This is a genomic window from Arthrobacter sp. ISL-28, assembly GCF_018613875.1.
Taxonomy (GTDB): domain Bacteria; phylum Actinomycetota; class Actinomycetes; order Actinomycetales; family Micrococcaceae; genus Arthrobacter.
In genome coordinates this window covers 1-21,546 of sequence record NZ_JAGGPJ010000046.1, presented here as the reverse complement: position 1 = coordinate 21,546, position 21,546 = coordinate 1, and the positions used below count along the sequence as shown (strand labels likewise).

Genomic DNA, 21,546 nt, shown 5'->3' with positions numbered 1-21,546 from the left:
TTTGGTGCGGTCCTCGTGGAAGTGGAAGGGGCTGGCTGCTAGGGCCGGGGAGCCGCAATGGAATCGCGGCGCACCAGCGGGCAGCCCAGGATGGTCGGGTGGAGTGCCATGAGGGTCAGGTCTGTCTTCCCTTCGACGGCGTCAATCAGGTGCTCAGTGGCCCAGGCACCCATCTCGTAGTGGGGCAGGGCCACGGTGGTCAGGCCCGGGTGCAGGTTGGCGGCAATCAATTCCTGGTCATCGAAGCCGACCACGGAAAGGTCACCGGGGATGCTGAGCCCCAGCTCGGCGGCAGCGCGGTAGGCTCCCATCGCCATCCGGTCGTTGTAGCAGAACAGCGCCGTAGGCATATCGGCGCGGTCCTCGCGGGCCAGGATCCGCCGGGCCGCCTCGTAGCCGCCATGCACTTCGGAGACCTCGGACTCGACAGGTGCCGCATCGCCGTCGAGCCCCGCTTCGGTCAGCATTGCCCGGAAAGCCTGGAGCCGCTGGCGGGTTGCGGGGACGTCATCGGTGTTGTTGATGAAGCCCACCCGGGTGTGGCCCGCCTCGAGGAGCGCCCCCACGGCGGCGCGTGCACCGCCGTCTTCGTCCGGGATCACGGCGGTGATGTTTCCGCCGCGGGCCACCGAGTCCACCAGGACGGACGGCACGCTGCCGAGGTTGGCCGGCAGCTCCACGTTGCGGTGGTACATGGTGGCGTAGAGGATGCCGTCCACCCGGCGTTCCAGGAGGGCCTCGACGTCGGCCCGCCGGGATTCGAGGCTCGCCGAGCCGGAGGTGTTGATGATCATGAGGCCGTACCCCCGGGCCTTGGCGGCCTCGTCGGCACCCAGGATGATGCGGCCGGCGTGCGGGGTGGTCGCAATCTCCTCGCTCACCAGCCCCAGCATGCCGGTCCGCTGCGTGCGCAGGGCCTGGGCAAGGCGGTTGGGGCCGTAGCCGAGCTGCTCGGCGGCGGACTTGACCTTGTTCCTGGTCTCGGGGCTGATGCGGGCGTAGGAAACGTCGTTGAGCACGTGGGAGACAGTTGTCACGGACACGCCGGCAGCGACGGCCACGTCCTTGATGCCGATGTTCTTGTTGCTCATCTGTGTCCCACGTCCTTATGGTTTGTCCGGTATAAGTAGGCTACCGAGGAATGCCGGCGCCTTTGGCTAGCCCTTGACGGCGCCGAGCGTCATGCCCGCCACGATCTTGCGCTGCAAGAGAAGGGTGAGGAGGATGACCGGGATGGAGTACACGGCGGCCAGCGCGGTCATGGATCCCCAGTCCAGGCCGAACTGGGTCTGGAAGTTTGCGATCACTACCGGTGTGGTCTGTGAGCGGATCGCTGTCATCAGGAGTGCGAAGAGGAATTCGTTCCAGGAGGCGAGGAAGGCGAAGATCGCGGTGACGGCGATGCCGCCGGAAACCACAGGGATGACCACCCGCCAGAGGGCACCGAGCCTGCTGCACCCGTCCACGGTTGCCGCCTCCTCCAGGTCCTGTGGAACCGCTTCGAAGAAACTGGACATCAGCCAGATGGAGAGCGGCAGGGAAATAGTGGTGTGCGCGATGGACAGCGCGATGGGTGTGTCCGCCAGGCCCACGGACCCCATCATGGAAGCCAGCGGAATGCCGATCGCCACCGGCGGGACCATGCGCGTCACCAGGGCGGCCATGATGAAGATCCGGCCGCCCAGTGTCTTGTACCGGGTGATCCCGTAGGCGGCGGGAACCGCCAGGACCAGGGAGAGCACGGTGCTGATGATGGCCGTCTGGATGCTGTTGATGAACGACGCCGGCACGCCGCTGCGGCCCAGCGCGTTGACATAGTTCTCCAGCGTCCATTCCCGCGGAAGGATGGTGGGCGGAACGGCGATAGTGTCGATCGGGGTTTTGAAGGACGTGAACAGCAGGTACAGGAACGGGAATCCGTAGAGCACCATGGCTGCCGCGAGGAGGATCCACAGCAGGGTCCTGGTGCTGCGCCGGCCGGCCTCCAGCCCTTCCCTGTTGACGCTGCGGCGCTTGCGGGGACGTGCTGCGGTGGTCCGGGCGGCAGGTTCCGCGGACGCGGAAGCCGGGGTCCCGGCGTCGTGCTTGGTTTTTTCGTCGACGCGCATCAGGTGTCCTTTCCTGGCCGCCAGATCGTGGCCACCGCGAAGAATGCGACGGCGAGCATGGCCAGCAGGTAGATGGTGCCCATGGCGCTGGCCAGGCCGGGATCGCCGAAGCGGATCATGGTCCGGTAGATCAGCAGGCTCATGGTTTCCGAGGCGGACTGGGGGCCGCCGTTGGTTTGGATGAGGATCGTGTCGAAGGCCCTTGCCGCGTCGATGCCGCGGACCACCAGCGCGACGGCGATGACGGGGCGGAGCAGCGGAAGGATGATCCGGAACAGCAGGGCCGGTGCGCGGGCACCGTCCAGCCGTGCGGCTTCGATGAGGTCGCCGGGGATGTTCTGTAGGCCGGCGAAGAGCACCAGGCACATGAACGAGGTGGTCAGCCAGATGTCCGGGATGGCCACCGAGTACAACACGATGCCGGGGTCTGACAGCCAGCCGATCTGGTTGGGATTGTCCAGGATGCCGGCCTGGTGCAGGAGCGTTCCGATGAGGCCGAAGTTGTCGATCATCAGGAACTTCCAGAGCAGGCCTGCCACGATCGGGGCGATCATGAGCGGGTACATGAACACCGTCCGCCAGATCTGGGAGCTGCGGCCCAGCATGGTAAACAGCAGGGCCATACCCAGGCCCAAGGCGAACTCGAGGGTGACCACGATCAGCGTGTAGGCCAGGGTCCGCCATCCGGCGCCGGTGAAGGCTTCCGAGGCGAAGGCCCGGAAGTAGTTGTCCAGGCCCACGAAGTCGCGGGGGCCGCCGGCGACCGGGGAAATTTTGAAAAAGCTGTCCGCCACCAGGCGGAACAGGGGGAAGGCCACGAATATTGCCAGGAACAGCGCCGCTGGTGTCATCAGGAACAATGCGAAGCGGCGGTCGGAGATGCGCACGGTTTTCTCTTCCGCTGGTTGGGGCGGCGGCCGGCACCGGTCACACAGGTGCCGGCCGCGGGGGTTCTTACTTGAGGAGGTCCTCGATCTGCTTCTTGGCGTCAGCGAGGAGGATGGCGGAGTCACCGCCGGCAACGGCCTTCTGCAGCATGGGAACCAGGACGGTGTCGACGATCTGCTGCCACTTCTCGGTGGCCGGACGGGTGGCGGTGGCTTCGCCGTTGAGGGTTTCGATCAGCGGCTTGAAGCTTTCGTAGCCTTCCTTGTCCTGGTACTTCTCGAACGCGGAGATGCGGGAAGCCAGGCCCAGGCTGGATTCGATGCCCATGCTGTTGTGGTCGTAGGCGCACTTCACGAACTTCTTGGCCGCCTCGGTGTTCTTGGTTGCCTTCGGGACCGTGAGGTACCAGGGGCCGGGGACGGCGCCAATACCGGCGGACCCGGCGATCATGGGAGCTGCTCCCACCTTGCCCGCGACCGGTGAGTCCTTGGGGATCTGCCGGTAAGCGTGGGCCCAGAAGCGGGTCATTGCGGTCTTGCCCTGGTTGAACAGGTTCTGCGCTGCGGCCCAGTCCACCTGGGCTGCGCCGGAGGGAGCGTACTTGGCCAGGCCCACGTAGAAGTCCAGGGCTTCCTTGTGGGCGGCGTTGTCGATGACCACCTTATTGTTTTCGTCCAGGACCATGGGTGAGCCGGCCTGCAGGACGTGGGCGAGCCATTCCGTTTCAACGCCGCCCTTGACGTCCGTGCCGTACATGCCGTCCTTGGTGAAGAACTCGGAGATGTCCTGGTACTGCTTCCACGTGGTGGGGGCAGCCAGCTCGTAGCCGTACTTGGCCTGGAAATCGGCCTTGTTCTTGCTGTCCTCGAAGAGGTCCATGCGGTACAGGATGATTTCGGCGTTGGTCCAGGCGGGCAGGCCGATGAAGTGCCCGTCCACGTTGGCTTCTTTGGCCAAGGCCGGGAAGATGTCCTTCTTCGCCTCGTCGGTGAAGATCTCATCGATGGGCTGGAGGGCGTCCTTAAAGCTGGGCAGCCACACGGAGTCCAGGGCGGCCACGTCGAAGGAGACGTTGCCGGAGGAGAATTCGCTGGAAAGGCGGTTGAACATGCCGTCGTAGGGCAGTTCGACGAAGTTGACGTCCACGCCGGCGTCCTTTTTGCACTGTTCGGCGACGCCGGTCAGTTCGGCGCGGCCGCCGGCTTCGACCAGGACGTTGACGGTGTTGGTGCCGGCGGCTCCGGTAGGCGTGGCCGGGCCCCCTGCGCCGCATGCCGAGGCGGACAGTGCGACGGCGGTGCAGATGCCGCCGATGGCGAGCCTGCTGATGAATTTACGAGTGGACATCGCTGTCGACTCACTTTCTCTTGAACGGAAATGGAGAGTGACTCGGTCTGAAAAATCGTTTTGCCAAAACGACTTGGCATCCACCCTAGGCCCGCTTGCGTTCGGGTGTCAAGGGTCACCGCTTTGCCAAAAACCGTCTGCAATTTTGGCGTTGACAGCTCTTGCTCCACCCTCTTAGCCTCAAGGTATCCGGCTAACCAAATCGTTTTGGCAGCCCCCGAAGATTTCCGGCTCTATGGAGAGCACTGACATCTTCCATTTGCAGGCGCATACGGAGGCCACCGGGCTACCCGCCGCCCTGTGCTGCCAAGGCCGGTGCCTTGCGATTCCGGATAGCCCACACATTCCACGCCCATTGAGGAGACAAGCGTTGACTGACAAAAATTCCGTACTGGTGGACCCGAGCCGACGCAGACTGCTTGGCGCTGGCGCTGTTGCCACCCTTTCCGGGGCGCTGGCTTTTGGCGCCACCGCACCGGCGCAGGCCGCGGACAAACCGGAAGAAGCGAACATCTACGATGTCACGTCCTGGAAGATCAAAGGCCGGCCGGAGGTGACGGCACAGGTGGACATTGGCGCCGTGATCAACGACATCATCGCGGACATCAAGAAGCGCCAGGCCACGGCAGACACCCGGCCGGGCGCCGTGATCACCATCCCCCCGGGCGACTACGATCTCCGGACTCAAGTCGTCGTGGACATCAGCTACCTGACCATTGCCGGCTTTGGGCACGGGTTCTTCTCCCGCAGCATCAAAGACAATGTGGACACGTCCGGCTGGTTCGATTCACAGCCCGGCGGCAGCCACATCCGCGTCCTTACTCCGTCAACAGCTCCGCAGGCTTTCCTGGTACGCCGGGCGGGGAGTCCGCGCCTCTCCGGAGTTGTTTTCCGCGACTTCTGCCTTGATGGCGTGGAGTTCCCGCCGGACGGCAACAGCTACCGAAACGGCAGGACCGGCATTGAAGTCGCATCAGACAACGACTCCTTCCACATCACCGGCATGGGTTTTGTGTATCTCGAGCACGCACTCATCGTCCGTGGCGCCGACGCCCTGCGTATCCACGACAACATGATCGCGGAATGCGGCAACTGCGTAGAACTCACCGGCGCCGGACAGGCGACGATCGTCAGCGACAACCTTATGGGGGCAGGACCGGAGGGGGCCACCCTGCTGGCGGAGAACCACGAAGGCCTTCTCATCACCGGTAACAACCTGTTCCCCCGGGGCAGGAGCCTGGTCGAGCTGACCGGCTGCAACAGATGCTCGGTGACCGCGAACAGGTTCCAGGGCTTCTCCCCCGGGATGATGCGGCTCATCAACAACTGCAAGGAAAACCTGATCACCGGCAACCACTTCCGGCGGGGCATGGAAGGATTTCCGCCGTTCCTCGGAACATCCAACGGCCTGGACGATCTGTACGGCGTGGTCCACATCGCGGGAGACAACAACCTTTTCTCCAACAATCTCATTGCCTATGACGTCTCGCCGGACAGGATCGTACCGCCGAACGCCCAGCCCACAATGGTCCTCATCGCCGGGGGTGACAGCAACCTTGTTGCCACCAATCATGTTGTGAGCAACGTTGAAGCACAGCACGTCGTTTTGGATGCTTCCACAGTCCGCTCAAAAGTGCTTGACAGCGGCCCCGCTTCGAAGGTCACTTCCTACAGCGCCGATACTGCCGTCCGGCCAACCCCCTAGGCCCGAAAGCAAAATAGCCGTCTTCACTGCCAGTTGCTCAGCAGTGAAGACGGCTATGCCATGAAGCTCACATATGAGGGCAGCAAATCAGCCGCCCTCATGTCTTGCAATAGGCAGCACGCAGGTCCCCTACCTTCCCTCTATCCCGCACCCCGCAGTGCCCTTCGGGCTCACTCGGCGGCAGCACATCGAGATTAGGACAAGAACGGCAGAACAGCATGTTTGCTGAACCTGAAGTTGCCGGATCTAGCGACTGCCATCTCATCCATCACCCGCTAACGTTCAGGATTGGGTCATCCAAGCATTAGCGAAAAAGCTTTCATTTTAGAGGCCAGATGCCTTCGGTCCCACGTTGCCGCCTAGTGGCGCACACCCCAGCCTGACGCAGTTTGAAGCCCATTAGGCGTCAGAATAGGGCTTCATTCCTGATCAGGCGATCGGCGAAACAGTTCTACGTCCCTAGCCGAACATGCGCGGCCGCTGCAGTGCGCGTCAAGGGAAGGGACTGCCCGGTCGCCTCGCAGGGCCATGTGATTTCCAAAAGCGTCCACGGCCTGTATGGCGTGATGAACGCGCAACGCTGTGCCGCGCCGGGAACGAACGCATTGCCGATGCACAGCGACCTGATGTGGTGGCGGCGTTTCATGCTGGTAACCACCCGAAAACAAAGTAGGCGCGCTCAGGCGGTACCGAAGGGGTTGTCTATGACGAGCTTCCACCCTTGGTCACCCAGGCGAAGAACATCAGCAGCGGTGCCTTTCAGGTCCACTTCATTGCCATCGACTGCAGTGCCTTTGATTGTCCAGTCAACGATCGCTAGTGCTATGTCTGCTTCCTGTAGCACGTGGCGGACAGTCAGGTCGATCGGCAGTCCCATGGCGAGGAACTGCCGCTGGGCTACGAGGTTGTCCTCACCGGTGAGGGCCAATCCGGGCCGAGGGGCGAATACGGCATTTGTGTCCATGAAGCCCGCCATCCCGTCGAAGTCCTGGCGGTTGAAGCATTCGGCCCATGCGGGGTGCACAGCACTCGGATCCGTGATTTTCATTCTGTCCTCCAAGAACGGTCAACGTGGTCTACTCAGCAGTATGGGCGGGAACCATGAGCCCGGCGTGAGGGCAGCATGAAAGTCTTCTCACATACAACGCTCCTGGTTTGGCCCCGGCCGAAACCGCCAATGACGGACGCACCCGCGTTGTCGGTTCATGGGACGACATATGGCCGGATATCGGCTCTCGGTAAATTGACAGGGGGAGTGCTTTAGATGCACAGCACCAAGGACCCTTGTTCAACCCGTGGGCCGTCAGTTCTGCAGCCTGCTCAGCCCGCCACAAGCACCCGACTAAGAGAAGGCGGCCGCCACGCTCGCGGCGAGCATGTCTACCAGCACGGCTGGCGTCCGAGGGATCGATTCTGTGCGGTTAGCGTAGGTTTACTGACGCGACGACGGCGGCGCTGGCCAAGCCTCCCAGGACCGCCGCAACTGCGACGAGCGCGTGAAGCGCCCCGTCGGGCAGGGCGATGCGGTTGCTGTCTGTGGTTGTGAGGCGCTCGTGCTGCTGATCGTAGCGACGGTGCGAGGCGATGAGGATCCCGACGGCTAACGCGATCCCGGCCCCTGCCGGTATGAGCGCCCATGCGCCTAGGAGCGTTGGAAGGACTCGGATCCCGAAGACTGCGGCGACGATCAGTGCTAGTGCTGTCCGCCGCCATGCAAGGGCTGTGCGCTCGGGTTGCAGGCCGACGTCGAACGGGCGCGACGTCCGGTCCTGCGCGCCGCCTTCAGGGCCCTGGTGCCCGGCGGCCCCGCCCGTGTCACCACTCACGCGAGGATGACCCCGAGGAGCACGAGCCCGCCGGTTACGATCACGGCGATCCCGAGCGGAAGCGCGAGGTTCGCGGATGGCAATGGCGTGTTGAGGCGGAGTGCCCGTTCTGAGCGTCTCCATCCGACCCAGGCCTGTACGGGCGTGGTGATTCCGACGACGATGAGAAGCACTGACGCTGCGATACGGGGGCCGGGATGGAGTCCCAGGCCGAGTGTCTCGAGTGCCACTCCGCCGGCAAGGAGCGCGAGCGACGTCCGGATCCAGGCGAGGAAGGTACGCTCGTTCGCTAGGGAGAACCGGGCATCGGGTTCCGTGCCGTGCCGGTAGACGCTCTTCGGGAATCGGCGGTCAGTAGTGCTCATGCGTTCGCCGCCGTCGTGGCCCCGGAACCAGGGCGATCGTCGGGCCTCCGCTCGACGGTGCGGAACCCCGCGTTGCCCATCGACGAGTCCGGCGTGTTTGAGGACCGGGCGGCGTTCCGGTACCGGTTGCAGTACGAATCGTGGCACAGGTACGAGCCACCCCGCATGACCCGGACCTGGCCGCGTTCCGGTCCACGCGGATCGGTGAAGGGAGATACGCGGTAGTAGCCCGGGCTCCACCAGTCCGCGCACCACTCCCAGACATTTCCGATGGTCTGCCAGAGCCCGTAGGCATTCGGCTTGAACGTGCGTACGGGTGCTGTGGTGAGGAATCCGTCCTGCTTGGTGTTCTCGGTGGGAAAGGTGCCCTGCCAGATGTTCATGCGCCAGAATCCGCCGGCCTGCGGCTCAATTTTAGGCGAGGGGAAGGAGACATCGCCGTGCGGGTCATCGCCCCAGGGGAACCGGGCGCCGTCGAGCCCGCCGCGCGACGCGGCTTCCCACTGCGCCTCTGTGGGTAGCGTCCGACCAGCCCACTCGCAGTACGCGACCGCGTCGTTCCAGCTGACATGTACCACCGGGTGGTCTGCGAGCCCATCGATGTCCGACTGGCGTCCCCCTGGGTGACGCCAGTCCGCGCCCTTCACGCCCCTCCACCAGGGCGTGCCGGGCGGAGCGCCCATGACGTCCCCTTCCGGTGCCGCTATCGCGAGATGGAAGACCGCGGAGAAGCCCCACGTCTCCGCTTCAGTCCGGTAGCCGGTCGCCTCTACGAAACGCGCGAAGTCATCGTTTGTCACGCTCGTCGCGTCGATTGAGAATGACTCCAGGCTTACTCCGTGGACCGGAGTCTCTCCGTCGCCCCGGTTTTCGTCCCCCCGCGAATCGCCCATGGCGAACGTCAGGGCAGGAACGATCGCCTGCTCGATCCGGTGACGACTAAGACCGGCGTCCCCGTCGGCAGCGGTCGGGACGGAACGGGGCGGAGCGGCGACGAATGCTGTGCGGCCGATCGGCGCGCAACACCCTGCACCGGGGTTCTCCGTCCGGACGGCAGGCCGCTCCGCCGCATACTCCGCATTATGAGCCGCGCCCATTTCAGCAGGATCACTCACTGTATTCGGCCTACCGTTCTCATTCATCCATTTCACTTTCCTACACCGCTCCAAGCAGCACCGGTTCCGCCTCTGGAGCTTGGGAATATCCTGCGTCAGCTGGAGGCCCGGATGTCGGTGACGTATGACTCGACCTGAGCGAACAGTTCTGCGTCGTACGGCCCCCAGGTCGGATGCGGTGTGTCCTCGCCGCGGTACGGTTCGTCAGCGTATCGACTCTGATACTCGGCGAGTTTCTGCTGCATATCGCTCTTGATGCCGGCATACGCAGGATCGTCGGCGACGTTGCGTACCTCGGTAGGGTCGTTGCGCAGGTCGTAGAGTTCCCACTCGGGATCGAAGTGCCGTTCCGACGCTCCAGGTACGCCGAGACCGGCACCATAGTAGTAGATGAGCTTGTGATCCCGGGTGCGGATGCCGTAGTGGGCGGGGGCGGCGTGAATGGGATCATCGTGTTCCCAATACCGATAGTAGGCGGCGTCGGGCCAGTCTTCGATGCTCTCCCCGCGCAGCAGCGGCAGGAAACTGCGCCCCTGCGACGTCGGCAACTCCTTCATTGCCTCGATGTCGCAGGCGTCCAGGAACGTCGCGGCGAAATCGACGTTCGTGATGATCGCCTCGCTGCGGCTCCCGGCCTCGATCTGTGCGGGCCAGCGGATGAGCATCGGCATCTGCAGGGACTGGTCGAACATGAGCCGCTTGTCGAACCAGCCGTGATCGCCGAGGAAGAAGCCCTGGTCGGAGGTGTAGACGACGAGCGTGTTCTCGGCGAGTCCCTTGGCTTCCAGATGGTCGAGCATACGCCCGACGTTGTCGTCGATCGACTGGATGCACTGGAGGTAGTCGCGCATGTAGATCTGGTACTTCCACCGCATCCGCTCCTCGCGGTTCTCCTCGCCGCGAAGGTGCTCCGGCACCTCCATCTTGAGGTCATCGGCGCCCATGTCGTCAGCGATGGTCATGTGAACGCCGCGTACGGCCTTGCTTCGGGTCTCGTAGTCATCAAAGAACGTCTCGGGTTCGGGGATAGTCCCGTCGGCGTAAAGATGCTTGTGCTTCTCGTCGGGCACCCACGGGCGGTGCGGCGCCTTGTGGTGCACGAGAAGGCAGAACGGCTCGTCCTCGCCGCGCTCGTCGATCCAGTTCAGTGACAGATCGGTGACGATGTCCGTCGCGTAACCCTTCTCGATACTGCGGCCGGACGGATCAATCATCTCGGGGTCCACGTAATCGCCCTGGCCGGGGAAGACCTTCCAGGCATCAAATCCGCGCGGCTCCGAGACCTCCTGCTCACCGAGGTGCCACTTGCCGAACAGCGCTGTGCGGTAGCCGTTGTCGCGCAGCACGTCGATGAACGTCGGGACCCGGTAGTCCATCTCGGTCCAGATGGATGAGACACCGTTGACGTGGGAGTAGGTGCCTGTGAGGATCGACGCCCGTGACGGCGAGCAGATCGAGTTCGTGCAGAAGACAGCGTCCATACGCATGCCGCCCTCAGCGATCCGATCCAGGTGCGGTGTCTTGTTCACCCGGCTGCCATAGGCCGAGATGGCATGTGCCGCATGGTCGTCGGACATGATGAAGATGATGTTGGTGCGGGGCATGGTGCCTACTTCCTTGCTTCTATTTCTCATCTGCTGCTCTGTTTCGCGCGAATGTCTCTGGATTCCGGATCTGACCGGCGTCAATCACCGGCGGCAGAAGAAGATGTTCATGATCGGCGGACGGACTGGTCTCGCCCACGATCAGGCGCGCACATTCCCGGCCGGCGTCCTCGAGCGGGAGCCTCGAGTAGATCAGGTTCGGCCAAAGCCCGGTGGTGAGGGTGCCGGCGGCCAGTCCGGCCACCGTGAAACGAGGATCGCGTCGCTGCGCCACCCGGTACACGGCCTCCACATCCGCGCCCCAGGAGCAGAGGAGCGTGGTGTGCTCGGGGTCGGTCCCGTCGGCCTCGAGAGCTTGCTCCACACGGCTCACGATCTCGTGGGCGTACGCTGTCTGTTGGTCCGTGTCCTCATCGACGCGCTTCAGGACGTCCGCCGTGATTCCGGTGGGAATCACCTGCAGGGCGACCTCGGGGCGTTGACCGAGCGCGGCGAGTACGGCCCGCTCGCGGATTCTTTCCGCACGTGAGACGACATCGGGGCGTAGGTAGTACACGATGCGCGTCCCTCTCCGCTCGAGTTCGGCCATGAGCACCTCGACACCGGCTCCGTAGTCGAAATCGACCGTCGAGTACGGGCGCTCCTCGCCGAAGGCACCGCAGTCGAGCGCTACGAAGGGGACGCCGTGTCTGGCGACGAGCTCCGTGAGTTCACCTGGCACCTCATGGTCGTCGTGGCCGATGAAGATGAGGCCGTCCAGTTGGTATCCCCGTACCGCATTGACCCACTGCGACGCTGGTCCTTTGTGGAGGAGGGCGAGGTGAAGGCCCTGCTCGGTCAGTCCTTCGCTGAGACCCTGCACGATAGCCGCGTACCGCGGCGTGGTGAGCGGCTTGTCCAGCAGCACGCCGATGGTGCGGCTGGAGCCAGCCTGCAGCGATCTGGCAAGCCCGTTGGGTACATACCCGATTTCCCGGGCAATCTGCCGAATAGTTGCCTTCGTGGTGTCGCTCAGGGGGAGAGTGCTGTGTTCATTCAGCGCGTAGGACACCGTTGACACAGACACGCCTGCGCGGACGGCGATGTCCTTAAGGGTCGGCCTGGCCCCGGCGATCATTCCCCGTGGCCCCGTCGTGATTTCAGCTCCGCGACGTTCGCAGCGACCCGTTTCCGGTCGAGCGGGTAGATGAACAGCAGCAAGAGCGCGGCAACGGCGTAGAGGATGCCGGGCACGAGTGTCGATACGAGATAGATTCCGTCGATAGTCTCCTGCGTCTGCGTGGCCGAGCCGGGCTGGAAACCCACCGCCGACAGGGCGAACCCGGCGAGACCGCCGGCAAGGGCGAGACCGACCTTGCGAGCCCAGGTGTTGACGGCGTAGACAGTGCCGTCATCGCGCTCACCGCTGCGCACCTCTTCATGGTCGATGACATCACCGATAAGCGCCCACACGAGCAGCGTGTACGTACCCATACCGAAGCCAGCGAGCACCGTAATGACTATGAAGGCCCAAGGGGACGTGACGTGAGTGACGGCGAGGACCACGTAGACGGCGGCCGAGAAGAAAATACCCGCGACGATGACTTCCTTCTTGCCAAAGCGCCGTGCGAGCCACGCCGCGATCGGGGCGAGCAGGAGGGCCGGAAGGTAGTTCGCCAGCTGCGCCGGACCAGAAAGAGCACCGTTGTTGAAGTAGTTCAGCCAAAGGTACGCCGCCATTGACATCGTAAGGAGCGACGCGAGCATGAGGACCAGGTTTCCGGCCATGAGACCAAGCAACGCCCGATTTCCTGCGAGTGAGCGCAGGAGGGCCAGGAAGCTGCGCTTGTCCTGAACGGGCACTGCCTGCACGCGTTCGCGGACCTGGGTGTAGCAGACAGCGTAGAAAACGAGTGCGGCGATGGAGAACATGATGCCCGTGATGAAGAAAGAACTCGGAATGACCTGTGAGACGCCGTCGACCGTCGCGTAGATCAGGAGCGGAGGAACGAGTGCGACGAACAGGCCGGCGACGTTCGCTCCGAAGGCGCGGAACACCGAGAGGGAAGCGCGCTCCCCAGGATTGGGACTCATGACCGACGCAAGGGAACCGTAAGCGATGTTGACCATCGTGTAGAAGACGGAACCCCACAGCAGGTAGGTGACAGCAGCGTAAGCAAGCTTCAGGCCGTAGTCCCAGTCAGCGATGAACGGCGCGTAGAGGAGCGCGCTCACGACGACCAGGGGCAGGGCCGCGCGGCCTATCCAGGCACGGAAGCGGCCGGCACGCGACGGGCGATGCCGGTCCAGGAAACGGCCCCAACCCACATCCGTGAAAGCGTCGACGAGTCTGGCCGCGAGGAACAGGACGCCGACGTGCGCTGGTTGGAGTCCTGCCACATTCGTGTAAAAAACGAGCAGGTAGGAAGAGGCGAGCAGGAAGGTGAAATCATTTCCGAGGTCGCCGAAAAGGTAACCGATCTTATCGCGCCAACCGAAGGGGCGCGTCGTGGACTGGATTGATACAGGTGCGGCGGCGGTGCCGACTGATTCGCTCATGAGACTCCTCGTTGAGTGCGTGTTAGAAACTACGATAAGCAGTTCAAACGTTTGAAGCTAACCTTCAATCGTTTGAAGTTTCGGTCCCGATATCTGCTACCGGGTGAGCGCGATTCACGGCCGATGGTCCAGGCATGATTCCAAGGCTGAATCCCCAGCTGGACGGCATTCCGCCCGCGCGGCTGCTGCGCGACGGCCAGGTCGAGGGTGCGGCACAGGCGGTCCTTGCCGTCGCCCGGGCGTTCACACCAGGGGGTTGACGGGTAAGTTTTGAACGGTTGAAATCAACAGTTGCGGGCAGCCGGTTAGGGCGGACGGGATTCCGCCCGGATCCTCAGCCCCGGTTTGCCGGCCCTTGACGCCGCAGCGTTGAAAGACAACCGACCACGCGAAACCTACCCCGGCAATCAAGGCTTGGATCTACGAGAACACAGACCTCGACGGCGTTACGTTCACCTCCCGCCACGGCGGTCAGCTGCGGTTGTGGGCCATCTTCCAAGCGACGGTTTTGTCCGCCCGAAGATTCCGCGCAGCAGGTCTGAGGAACTCCACCACGACAGCTACGTGATCATCCACGCCTTTCAGACGCTCGGCCAAATCTGGAACAGCGAATAGGCCACTCCCCTGCCCCTCGCCCGCCTAGCTTGACGGAGAACGTGGGAGCCCTCATGAGGCGGTGTAGGACCGGCTTGTTGCTCTCTGCGGCGCATCGGCTCGCCCTGCAATGGTCGATTACGGCTTCCTGCACGGGACGCGGCACGTTTCGACCGGGTGATGGGTTCGTCCGTTCATCGTGTGAAAACGCCGGCGTGCCCGTTGTTCAGGAACTGCGGAACCACACGAACTGTGGTGCGGCAGGGCCGCACCTCGGGCACGTCATGCAGGAGAGCTACCGGCAGTGCTACGGCGCAGCCTTTGAGGACGTCACTGCCTCGCTGGCCGGGTTCCCCGTTGGCACTCTCAACGCCTGACAGTACGCCTGCGAACACAAAGCGGGCCGGGCCGGATCCCGATAAGGGGAGCCAGCCCGGCCGTCGCAGGGGTGCAGCGTTAGCGGATCCCGATCTCCAAGGCCTGGAAGTCATCGGCCGCGTGGCGACCCACCAGGATCCGGAACGTGCCCGGTTCGAACTGCCAGCCGCCGTCGTAATGTCCAAAGGACCGTGCCGGAATGCGGACCGCCACGCTGTCCGTGCCGCCCGGAGCAAGGTGCGTTCCCGCGTAGCCTGCCAGCCAGCGGACGGGGCGTTCAACCGCTGACTCCGCCCGCTCCAAGTACACTTGGACCACTTCGCGGCCGGAACGGGCGCCGGTGTTGCGGACGGGAACGTGGACCACCACGTCGTTGCCGGCCGGGACCGACTGTGGTGCGTGCGGCGCACCTAGTTCGAACGTGGTGTAGCCCAGGCCGAAGCCAAATGGAAGCGCAGGGGCGGCGCCGCCTTGGGCCTGCTGCTTGAGCCAGGCCCGGTAGCCGACGTGGATGCCTTCGGAGTAGACAACCTTGCCGTCAACGGGCGTGGTGTTGAGCACCGGCACGTCCCCGAGCGCGGCGGGCCAGGTGGTGGGCAGGCGGCCGCCCGGTTCCTCAATGCCCAGCAGGATGTCCGTGATGGCCCGGCCGAATTCCTGGCCGCCGAACCAGCCCAGCAGGACTGCGCCCACCTTGTCGAGCCATGGCATCAGGACCGGCGACCCGGAGTTGACCACCACGATGGTGCGCGGGTTCACCGCGGCGACCGCCTCCACCAGCTGGTTCTGGAAGCCAGGAAGGTCCAGGTCCTCGCGGTCGAAGCCCTCGGACTCGATGGCGGCACTTGTTCCCACCACCACGATCGCCACATCAGCGGTTTTAGCTGCTTCCACTGCCGCATCGATCTCGGCCTGGGGGTCCGCCAATACGGTTTCCTCGCCGAGGAGGATGGCGGTAAACGGGATGACCCGCTGCTTGGGCAGCTCGTAAACCGCCTCGATGCGGACTGATTCGCCTGCAGCGGTTTCCACCGGGTGGACGGTCTTGGGCGGGTCGAAGAGTGCAGCACCGAGCACGTCGGTGTCGTCCTCGATCTCGCCGTTGAACACCTCATCGCCCTTGAGCGACAGCCGGATGTGGCCCACCGTTCCGACGCCCAGGTGGTGCACTCCCGCCGTCGAGGCAGTCCAGTCGGCCTCCATGCGGATGGCTGCGGCGCCTTCCGGGATCCCGACGCCGAACCAGATCAGGTGCGATGCGAGCCGGTCTTCGCCGGAGATGTCCGAGCCGTCCTCGGCCAGGAAAGTAACCCGCATGCCGGGAACGTTCGATACCGGGTTGCGCAGGGATGTGCGTGGGAAGGCCTGCAGCCCTTCGGCCACCTTGGCGCCGCGGGCGTAGCTCAGGCTAACGCCTTCGGGTAGCGCTTCACGCAGGCCCTCGAGGGGTGAGACGGTGTACTTCGGCATGACGGTGGCGCTGCCGCCGCCCTGCGTGCGGGCCTCCTCTGCGTTGTGCCCGCTCACGGCCACGCTTGTGAGTGCTGACGGGTCCAATGGCAGCAGGCCGTCCCTGTTGCGGACTAGGACCGCGCCGCGGACTGCCACTTCACGGGCGACGGCGGCGGCGTTGAGGGCTGCCGGAAGTTCAGCCACGGCAGGGGCGACGCCTTCGAGGGAACCGACTCGGGCCGCGAGGCGGAGGATGCGGATGACTTTTTCAAGGATGGCGGACCGGCTGACGCGGCCGTCGTTCACGGCGGCGAGCAGCTTGGGGCCCCAGTGGCCAACCGGCCCCGGCATCTCCAGGTCCTGGTTCGCGTTCGCAGCCTCCACCGAGCGGACGCCGGTCCAGTCCGAGACAACAACCCCGTCGAAGCCCCATTCGGTGGACAGCGGCGTTTCCAGGAGCTTGTTCTCGCTGGCTGTGGTGCCGTTGATGGAGTTGTAGGAGCTCATGACCAGCCAGGCGCGGGCCTCCGTGATGGCGTCCTCGAAAGCGGCCAGGTACAGCTCGCGCAGCGGGCGCTCGTCCACAACGGAATCGGCCGTGAATCGGTCGGTTTCGGCTTCGTTGGCGAGGTAGTGCTTGGGCGTGGCACCGACACCCATGGACTGCACTCCGGCTACATAGCCGGCCGCGAGGGTTGCCGTGAGGCGGGGGTCCTCGCTCATGCACTCGAAGTGCCGGCCGCCCAGCGGGGAGCGGTGCAGGTTGACGGTGGGGCCCAGTACGGCGTGGACGCCCTTGCGGCGGGCTTCCTGGCCCAGCACCTGGCCGTAACGGTGGGCTGTTTCAACGCTCCACGTGGCGGACAGGGCAGACGACGACGGCAGTGAGACTGAGTCATGCCGTTCGTCGAAGTCTTCGCCGCGGACGCCCGACGGGCCGTCGGAGAGGACAACGCGGGAGAGCCCGATGGAGGGAAGCGCGTGGGTGGCCCACACGTCGGCACCCGTCAGCAGCTGGATCTGCTGTTCTAGGGGAAGGTTTTCGGCGAGTTCGCGGATGCGGGCTTCGGCATCGGGCGAACCGGCGGCCGCGGCTGTGGCGGCATGGGAAAGGGAGGGGTTCATTACTTAACTCCTTGGATGCGGGTAATTAGGACGGCGCGATGAAGAGGGCGGGGTAGCCGCCACGTGGGATCACGGGCACCGCGACGGCGGGGACGAGCGACTGGGGCAGGCCCATGGCGAGCCAGTGCTGGCGATGGGCATGCCGATGACGTACGCGCAGGGCGTTCTGGTGGGCGTTCCCGGAGCGGGAGCCGATGAAACGGCGGTGCCGGATTACGTTCCGTGGGCGGGCAGCCCCTGCGAGTCCTCCCCGGTGGTTGTTTTGACGGCCACTTTGCCTCCTGACATAAATGACCCTCCGTGGGGTCCTGCAGAAGATCGTACAGACAAAAACCGAGTCTGACTAGGTTTTCTGTCGGATCCGTGAAATACACTGGCCAGATGTCTTCATCAAGGCCACGGGGTCAGTACGCAAAAGGCGCGGAACGCCGCGAGCAGATCATCCAGACGGCCACCGACGTTTTCGCTACGGAAGGCTTTGAAGGCACAGCACTGAAGCGGGTGGCCGAGCTGGTGGGAGTGAAAGAGGCGACCCTGTTCCACTACTTCCGGGGCAAGCAGGAGCTGCTTACTGCGGTGCTGGCCGAAAGGGACCGGCGCGGCGTCGCAGCTGGCGGAGATGGCATAGGGCTGCCCCTGATGATCCGGTCCGCTAAGCGGAACCGAGACGAACCCGGGCTCACCACGCTGTACGCCGTGGCATCAGCAACGGCAAACGACCCGGGTCATGATTCCCACGGGTTCTTCAAGGAACGTTATGCCGAGTTGGTGGACGTCCTGGCCACGGACATTGAACGTCGTCAGGCTGCAGGTAAGGCACGCTCCGACCTGCCCGCCAGGGAACTGGCCCGACTGGTGGTTGCCGTTTCCGACGGCCTGCAGCTGCAGTGGCTCTACGACAAGGAAGTGGACGTGGCGGGCGGCCTGTCGCGGTTCATCGACGTGCTGATGAAGCCCTAGCCGCCTACATGGAGTCCGCGCCGGCCCTGCTTCGCCGGCTAGCTGCGGGAGCAGTCAGCAAGGCAGCTACGGAAACTGCAAGTGCGTCTACCTGCCGGAGTATCGGGAACCACCTCGAGCAGCTGGTGTACAGGCCAAAGATCTCCTGAACACCTCGTCCCTTGTCACTTGCCTGGATTGCCGTTGATCGCGTCCCTGACGAAGTCATCAAAAACGCGCTGTACTCACGCTGGCGCCTTAAATACGTAAAGGTCCCGCCAGTCGCCTCTATGCGGGCATGCGGCGGTAGCACCAGGAGGTGTTGCCCTGAAGCTATCCCCGCGGGCTGCATTGTCCAATCGCGGGGGTTTCTGGCGTTTTTCCCGAGCGGGAATTCCGGCTCCTTCCTGGCGCTTAGGTTGACGAAAGATCCATTATCGGCGTTAGATCTGAGCCGTCACTAGACAAGAGAATTCCGCATCCACGGCCCCGCAAGATCGCTGCCGCCTAATGCATTCCTCGCGAACTCTTCGCAAAAGAGGGCGCCGCCGCGAAAGTGGCGGAGCAGTTGAATCTGGAGGACTTCGCCCCCAATCCCCACGTCAATGCAGAGGTCGCTACCGCTGGGGTTGGTGCCAACATAGAATTTTCCGTCTTCCGAAGAACCCTGCAGCCGCAACGATGCTCGATCGACGCCCTGTCCAATGTTCCGGGAAACTTGGCCTCGGGCACGTCGCTGGCCTCATGCGGCAAGCCCAATGCAAATACGAGCTTTAACGGGTTCGATTGATACCCGTTCGGCAGCGGTGGTTGGTTCCGCTCCTGCAGCTAGGGCAGCTGCCGCGAGAACTGACACCGGCACCCGCTGCACTTCGGCGGGGAGGCTTACGGGGGCGAGCCGCGTCTGGGGCGGAGTCCGCCCAGGTCGATTTCGAAGGCGAGCTCGCCGTCATCATCGGCAAGACAGGTCGCCGCATCACCGAACACGACGCCGTGGAGCACATCTTGGGGTATTCCGTCTCCAATGACGTAACGACGCGCGACTACCAGAACAAGTCCCACCAATGGCTCCAGGGCAAGGTCTGGGACAACACCACCCCGCTCGGCCCTTACATCGTCGCCCCTGCCGAAGCTGACATCAGCAAGGCCGGCGTCAGCACAACAGTGAACGGAGAGGTGGTCCAAAAATCCGACCTCTCCCACCTGATCTACAGCATCCCCACACTCATCGCCACCATTTCCGAATTCACCACTCTGGAACCAGGAGACGTTATCCTCACCGGCACACCACCAGGAGTCGGCTGCCGCCGGAACCCCCTGCTCTTCCTGAAAGACGGCGACACCATCACAGTGACCGTCGAAGGAGTCGGCAGCATCACCAACACTGTCAGGGCGGAACGTGGCTGACGCGAACCCACTTTACGTATCCCTTAGAACAACAGCTCTAAAAACGCCACCCCATGCGCCAAAGCACAGAGCCGCAACCGCAGCTCTCGAAATTAGTCAAGTCCTAGCAACGCAAAGCACGAGACCTACCTCGGAAGGCAGGCTCGGTCGCCGCAGGTCCTCAGACCAGACTGCGCGACGAAGCCATCCAGCCAAGCCTCCCGCAGGCGGCCTCGGGGCTGTCCAGAAAGGTCACACCTAAAGCTGACGTCAAACAACCACGGGGGTAGTCAGAATAAGGTTCGATCCCTTTCCTCTGACAAGGGGTTGGGAAGAAGGAAACCTGACCCTACTGACTCGGCCCAAACGACAGTGCAACTAGCCTTTGATCGGGCCCGATCACTCGTCGGTACTTCCGGCCCTAAAGGTTCCGAATTAAGTACTCGGCGAAACTGCGCGGCGAAATCGCTCAGGCCACCAGCGGCCGCGACCCGCCAGGATGCCTGGCGGGTCGAGGACTCGATGTTTCAGAAGTCGGGGCACTCCGTCCGGTTAGCCGTCATGGCGCCCCACTCCCCCGCGCTATTGAACCACCAGGAGTCACCTTCGCAATTTGTCATTCTGATCTTCATGGTCCCTGGTCGACTGCCATGCGCAATGAGTGCGCTACCCGCCGCTCGCATCGAAAATTGCTCAGGCTTCTACGTCCACGGACATTCAAATAAAGCAGACGTAAGTGTGGACAGTGTCCACACCCCCTTTGGCAGGACAAACCGAGTTCATACGGCTCGCGTGACGTCTAAGAGGAGCCCTGCAAGAAAAGTTTCGGACCAGAGTCGGCGACGTCATGTGGTGCCCGCAACCCCGGACCATGAATAGGTGTTGGCCACCCCCGACCGACCCCACAGAACAGGATCAAGAAACGTATAAACCCAGCCACAGCAGGCGGAGGGCCCACTAGCCAGGGTCTTGCACCCGCCACCCACACACCTGAATAAGCCACCGCGGCGGCCAGGCCACAGCCCGCGAACCTAGCGTCAGAGGGACGCCACCACAAGCTATGTACACACGTTAAAGCAAAAACCCCTCTGACGAGAGGATATGCTGTGCCCGAGGTGGGACTCGAACCGGGCGCCAACCCTTGAAAACCCGCCACTCCCCCGAGAACATCCCCAGTCCGGCCCAGTCCGATGCCGGTACAACCGAATCCGAAGTGTCCCGAGACACAACACAACCGAATCCGAAGCCCAAGGTGTGCACATTGTGCACGCCCTCTTTTTTGCGCACTTTGAGCCCCAACCCATCCGAGTGGGACGGCCCTTTCGGGCCGTTGGGAATCCCTTTCCACCACCGTTCGCCGCACTGCCCACTGTGATGAAATTCCTGGGCTCAGCAAGAATCCGACTCGCACTCACGAAATGGGCTGGGCTTCGAACATCTCATGGACGGAGACTACAGAAGAAGGCATGACCCGAACCTCGTCGTATCGAGCACCGGACTGCCACAACGCCCGACGCCTTCCAACACGACGGAATCCCCGCGTCGCTGGTGCTGGCGCACGGTTGTGACGCTCGGGAGGCGGTCAACAAGCGGTTACGGGTCACAAGCGTAGGCTCAGCCGGGGCCCCGTGGCGCTAAGTGGTACTTCTTAGTGGTTGGCCCCGATATCGATCTTCTGGTGGTGCGTCGTTGGAGCTCGCGATACACCGTCATCCGAGGCACACGGTTCAGCTCCGCCGGTTCAGCCTGCGTGTGCTCGCCGGCGTCGTGCAGCGTCAGACGATGCTTCCGCCTAGTTTTCGACAATCTGGGCTGCTTGGCTTTCAATCGCCCCCTTCGGCGCTCGGGGAATTTGAGGTCGTCCCGGCCGCCCGGATGGACCGGTGCGGCTATTTCAACCTATGTTAAGCGCTGTCCAGGAGACCGGAGGCAGGGTGATTTCCACAACGCCGTTTCGCACCACCGCACTCTTATTCGGGTGCAGGCCGACGCGGTCCGGATCTTCGAGTGTGTTCTTGGCGTAGACATCCGTGTCCGAGAGCGTCTGCGCATCCAGAACGATGACGCTGTTCAGGGCTGTCAGGTCGATGGTTACCGTTGCCTCCTCGGTCCGTGACCGGTTGACGAGGAAGACCGATGTTGTTACAGCATCCGGGTCGAACGTGGCGACCGCGTC

General features: G+C 63.5%; 18 protein-coding genes. 5 read left to right on the top strand and 13 right to left on the bottom strand.

What is annotated here, in order from left to right; genetic code table 11:
• Positions 1 to 38: 38 nt before the first annotated feature.
• From J7E80_RS22230 to J7E80_RS22215, 4 genes are all read right to left on the bottom strand, one after another.
• A complete protein-coding gene (locus tag J7E80_RS22230) occupies positions 39 to 1,091 on the bottom strand; it encodes a LacI family DNA-binding transcriptional regulator (protein ID WP_215054384.1) in 1,053 nt (350 codons plus the stop codon).
• A gap of 66 nt (positions 1,092 to 1,157) precedes the next feature.
• A complete protein-coding gene (locus J7E80_RS22225) occupies positions 1,158 to 2,108 on the bottom strand; it encodes a carbohydrate ABC transporter permease (RefSeq protein WP_215054383.1) in 951 nt (316 codons plus the stop codon).
• The gene (locus J7E80_RS22220; RefSeq protein ID WP_215054382.1) at positions 2,108 to 2,995 is read right to left on the bottom strand and encodes a carbohydrate ABC transporter permease; all 888 of its coding nucleotides are present in this window, start codon (positions 2,993 to 2,995) and stop codon (positions 2,108 to 2,110) included. The genes J7E80_RS22225 and J7E80_RS22220 overlap by 1 nt, the downstream gene beginning before the upstream one ends.
• Before the next feature lie 67 nt (positions 2,996 to 3,062).
• Entirely contained in the window at positions 3,063 to 4,343 is a 1,281-nt protein-coding gene (locus J7E80_RS22215; protein WP_215054381.1) for an ABC transporter substrate-binding protein, read from the bottom strand.
• 370 nt (positions 4,344 to 4,713) lie between these two features.
• On the opposite strand from J7E80_RS22215, the gene J7E80_RS22210 reads away from it, so the two are divergent.
• Complete coding sequence (locus J7E80_RS22210) at positions 4,714 to 6,048, top strand: NosD domain-containing protein (RefSeq protein ID WP_215054380.1); 1,335 nt, start codon at positions 4,714 to 4,716, stop codon at positions 6,046 to 6,048.
• A 679-nt stretch (positions 6,049 to 6,727) separates the two neighbouring features.
• Here the strand turns inward: J7E80_RS22210 and J7E80_RS22205 are convergent.
• The 7 genes from J7E80_RS22205 to J7E80_RS22175 form a co-directional block, all read right to left on the bottom strand.
• Positions 6,728 to 7,096, bottom strand: coding sequence for a nuclear transport factor 2 family protein (locus tag J7E80_RS22205; RefSeq protein ID WP_215054379.1), 369 nt, complete (start codon positions 7,094 to 7,096; stop codon positions 6,728 to 6,730).
• Positions 7,097 to 7,469: 373 nt separating this feature from the next.
• Positions 7,470 to 7,874, bottom strand: a complete 405-nt coding sequence (locus J7E80_RS22200) for a DUF202 domain-containing protein (RefSeq protein WP_215054378.1) — start codon at positions 7,872 to 7,874, stop codon at positions 7,470 to 7,472.
• Entirely contained in the window at positions 7,871 to 8,239 is a 369-nt protein-coding gene (locus J7E80_RS22195) for a YidH family protein (protein ID WP_215054377.1), read from the bottom strand. The genes J7E80_RS22200 and J7E80_RS22195 overlap by 4 nt, the downstream gene beginning before the upstream one ends.
• On the bottom strand, positions 8,236 to 9,354 hold the full coding sequence (locus J7E80_RS22190; RefSeq protein ID WP_311380913.1) for a formylglycine-generating enzyme family protein: 1,119 nt from the start codon (positions 9,352 to 9,354) through the stop codon (positions 8,236 to 8,238). Before J7E80_RS22190 ends, J7E80_RS22195 begins: the two co-directional genes overlap by 4 nt.
• A 95-nt stretch (positions 9,355 to 9,449) precedes the next feature.
• Positions 9,450 to 10,958, bottom strand: coding sequence for a sulfatase (locus J7E80_RS22185; protein ID WP_215054376.1), 1,509 nt, complete (start codon positions 10,956 to 10,958; stop codon positions 9,450 to 9,452).
• A gap of 19 nt (positions 10,959 to 10,977) precedes the next feature.
• On the bottom strand, positions 10,978 to 12,075 hold the full coding sequence (locus J7E80_RS22180; protein WP_215054375.1) for a LacI family DNA-binding transcriptional regulator: 1,098 nt from the start codon (positions 12,073 to 12,075) through the stop codon (positions 10,978 to 10,980).
• Positions 12,072 to 13,496, bottom strand: coding sequence for an MFS transporter (locus J7E80_RS22175; protein ID WP_215054374.1), 1,425 nt, complete (start codon positions 13,494 to 13,496; stop codon positions 12,072 to 12,074). Before J7E80_RS22175 ends, J7E80_RS22180 begins: the two co-directional genes overlap by 4 nt.
• 134 nt (positions 13,497 to 13,630) lie before the next feature.
• Between J7E80_RS22175 and J7E80_RS24375 the strand changes: the two genes are divergently transcribed.
• Together J7E80_RS24375 and J7E80_RS22170 are read left to right on the top strand one after the other, a co-directional pair.
• On the top strand, positions 13,631 to 13,756 hold the full coding sequence (locus tag J7E80_RS24375) for a hypothetical protein (protein WP_285291905.1): 126 nt from the start codon (positions 13,631 to 13,633) through the stop codon (positions 13,754 to 13,756).
• A 549-nt stretch (positions 13,757 to 14,305) separates the two neighbouring features.
• Positions 14,306 to 14,467 carry a hypothetical protein gene (locus J7E80_RS22170; protein WP_396020838.1) on the top strand — a complete coding sequence of 54 codons (162 nt, stop codon included), beginning with the start codon at positions 14,306 to 14,308 and terminating at the stop codon, positions 14,465 to 14,467.
• Between the two features lie 79 nt (positions 14,468 to 14,546).
• Here the strand turns inward: J7E80_RS22170 and J7E80_RS22165 are convergent, their stop codons facing one another.
• Positions 14,547 to 17,045: a beta-glucosidase gene (locus J7E80_RS22165; protein WP_215054373.1), complete on the bottom strand. Its 2,499-nt coding sequence runs from the start codon at positions 17,043 to 17,045 to the stop codon at positions 14,547 to 14,549.
• Between the two features lie 381 nt (positions 17,046 to 17,426).
• Between J7E80_RS22165 and J7E80_RS22160 the strand changes: the two genes are divergently transcribed.
• Together J7E80_RS22160 and J7E80_RS22155 are read left to right on the top strand one after the other, a co-directional pair.
• Positions 17,427 to 18,005 (top strand): TetR/AcrR family transcriptional regulator, encoded by a 579-nt coding sequence (locus J7E80_RS22160; RefSeq protein ID WP_215054372.1) that lies wholly within the window; start codon positions 17,427 to 17,429, stop codon positions 18,003 to 18,005.
• 789 nt (positions 18,006 to 18,794) lie between these two features.
• Positions 18,795 to 19,391 carry a fumarylacetoacetate hydrolase family protein gene (locus J7E80_RS22155; protein ID WP_215054371.1) on the top strand — a complete coding sequence of 199 codons (597 nt, stop codon included), beginning with the start codon at positions 18,795 to 18,797 and terminating at the stop codon, positions 19,389 to 19,391.
• 1,873 nt (positions 19,392 to 21,264) lie between these two features.
• On the opposite strand, the gene J7E80_RS22150 is transcribed toward J7E80_RS22155, so the two are convergent.
• On the bottom strand, positions 21,265 to 21,546 hold a 282-nt coding region (locus tag J7E80_RS22150), incomplete at its 5' end, for an alpha-L-arabinofuranosidase C-terminal domain-containing protein (RefSeq protein WP_285291904.1).

Excerpts from the sequence above, each read along its gene's own strand:
- J7E80_RS22160 (WP_215054372.1), top strand. The coding sequence starts at position 17,427 with ATGTCTTCATCAAGGCCACGGGGTCAGTACGCAAAAGGCGCGGAACGC.
- J7E80_RS22165 (WP_215054373.1), bottom strand. The coding sequence starts at position 17,045 with ATGAACCCCTCCCTTTCCCATGCCGCCACAGCCGCGGCCGCCGGTTCG.
- J7E80_RS22180 (WP_215054375.1), bottom strand. The coding sequence starts at position 12,075 with ATGATCGCCGGGGCCAGGCCGACCCTTAAGGACATCGCCGTCCGCGCA.
- J7E80_RS22195 (WP_215054377.1), bottom strand. The coding sequence starts at position 8,239 with ATGAGCACTACTGACCGCCGATTCCCGAAGAGCGTCTACCGGCACGGC.
- J7E80_RS22185 (WP_215054376.1), bottom strand. The coding sequence starts at position 10,958 with ATGCCCCGCACCAACATCATCTTCATCATGTCCGACGACCATGCGGCA.
- J7E80_RS24375 (WP_285291905.1), top strand. The coding sequence starts at position 13,631 with ATGATTCCAAGGCTGAATCCCCAGCTGGACGGCATTCCGCCCGCGCGG.
- J7E80_RS22175 (WP_215054374.1), bottom strand. The coding sequence starts at position 13,496 with ATGAGCGAATCAGTCGGCACCGCCGCCGCACCTGTATCAATCCAGTCC.
- J7E80_RS22225 (WP_215054383.1), bottom strand. The coding sequence starts at position 2,108 with ATGCGCGTCGACGAAAAAACCAAGCACGACGCCGGGACCCCGGCTTCC.
- J7E80_RS22205 (WP_215054379.1), bottom strand. The coding sequence starts at position 7,096 with ATGAAAATCACGGATCCGAGTGCTGTGCACCCCGCATGGGCCGAATGC.
- J7E80_RS22230 (WP_215054384.1), bottom strand. The coding sequence starts at position 1,091 with ATGAGCAACAAGAACATCGGCATCAAGGACGTGGCCGTCGCTGCCGGC.
- J7E80_RS22215 (WP_215054381.1), bottom strand. The coding sequence starts at position 4,343 with ATGTCCACTCGTAAATTCATCAGCAGGCTCGCCATCGGCGGCATCTGC.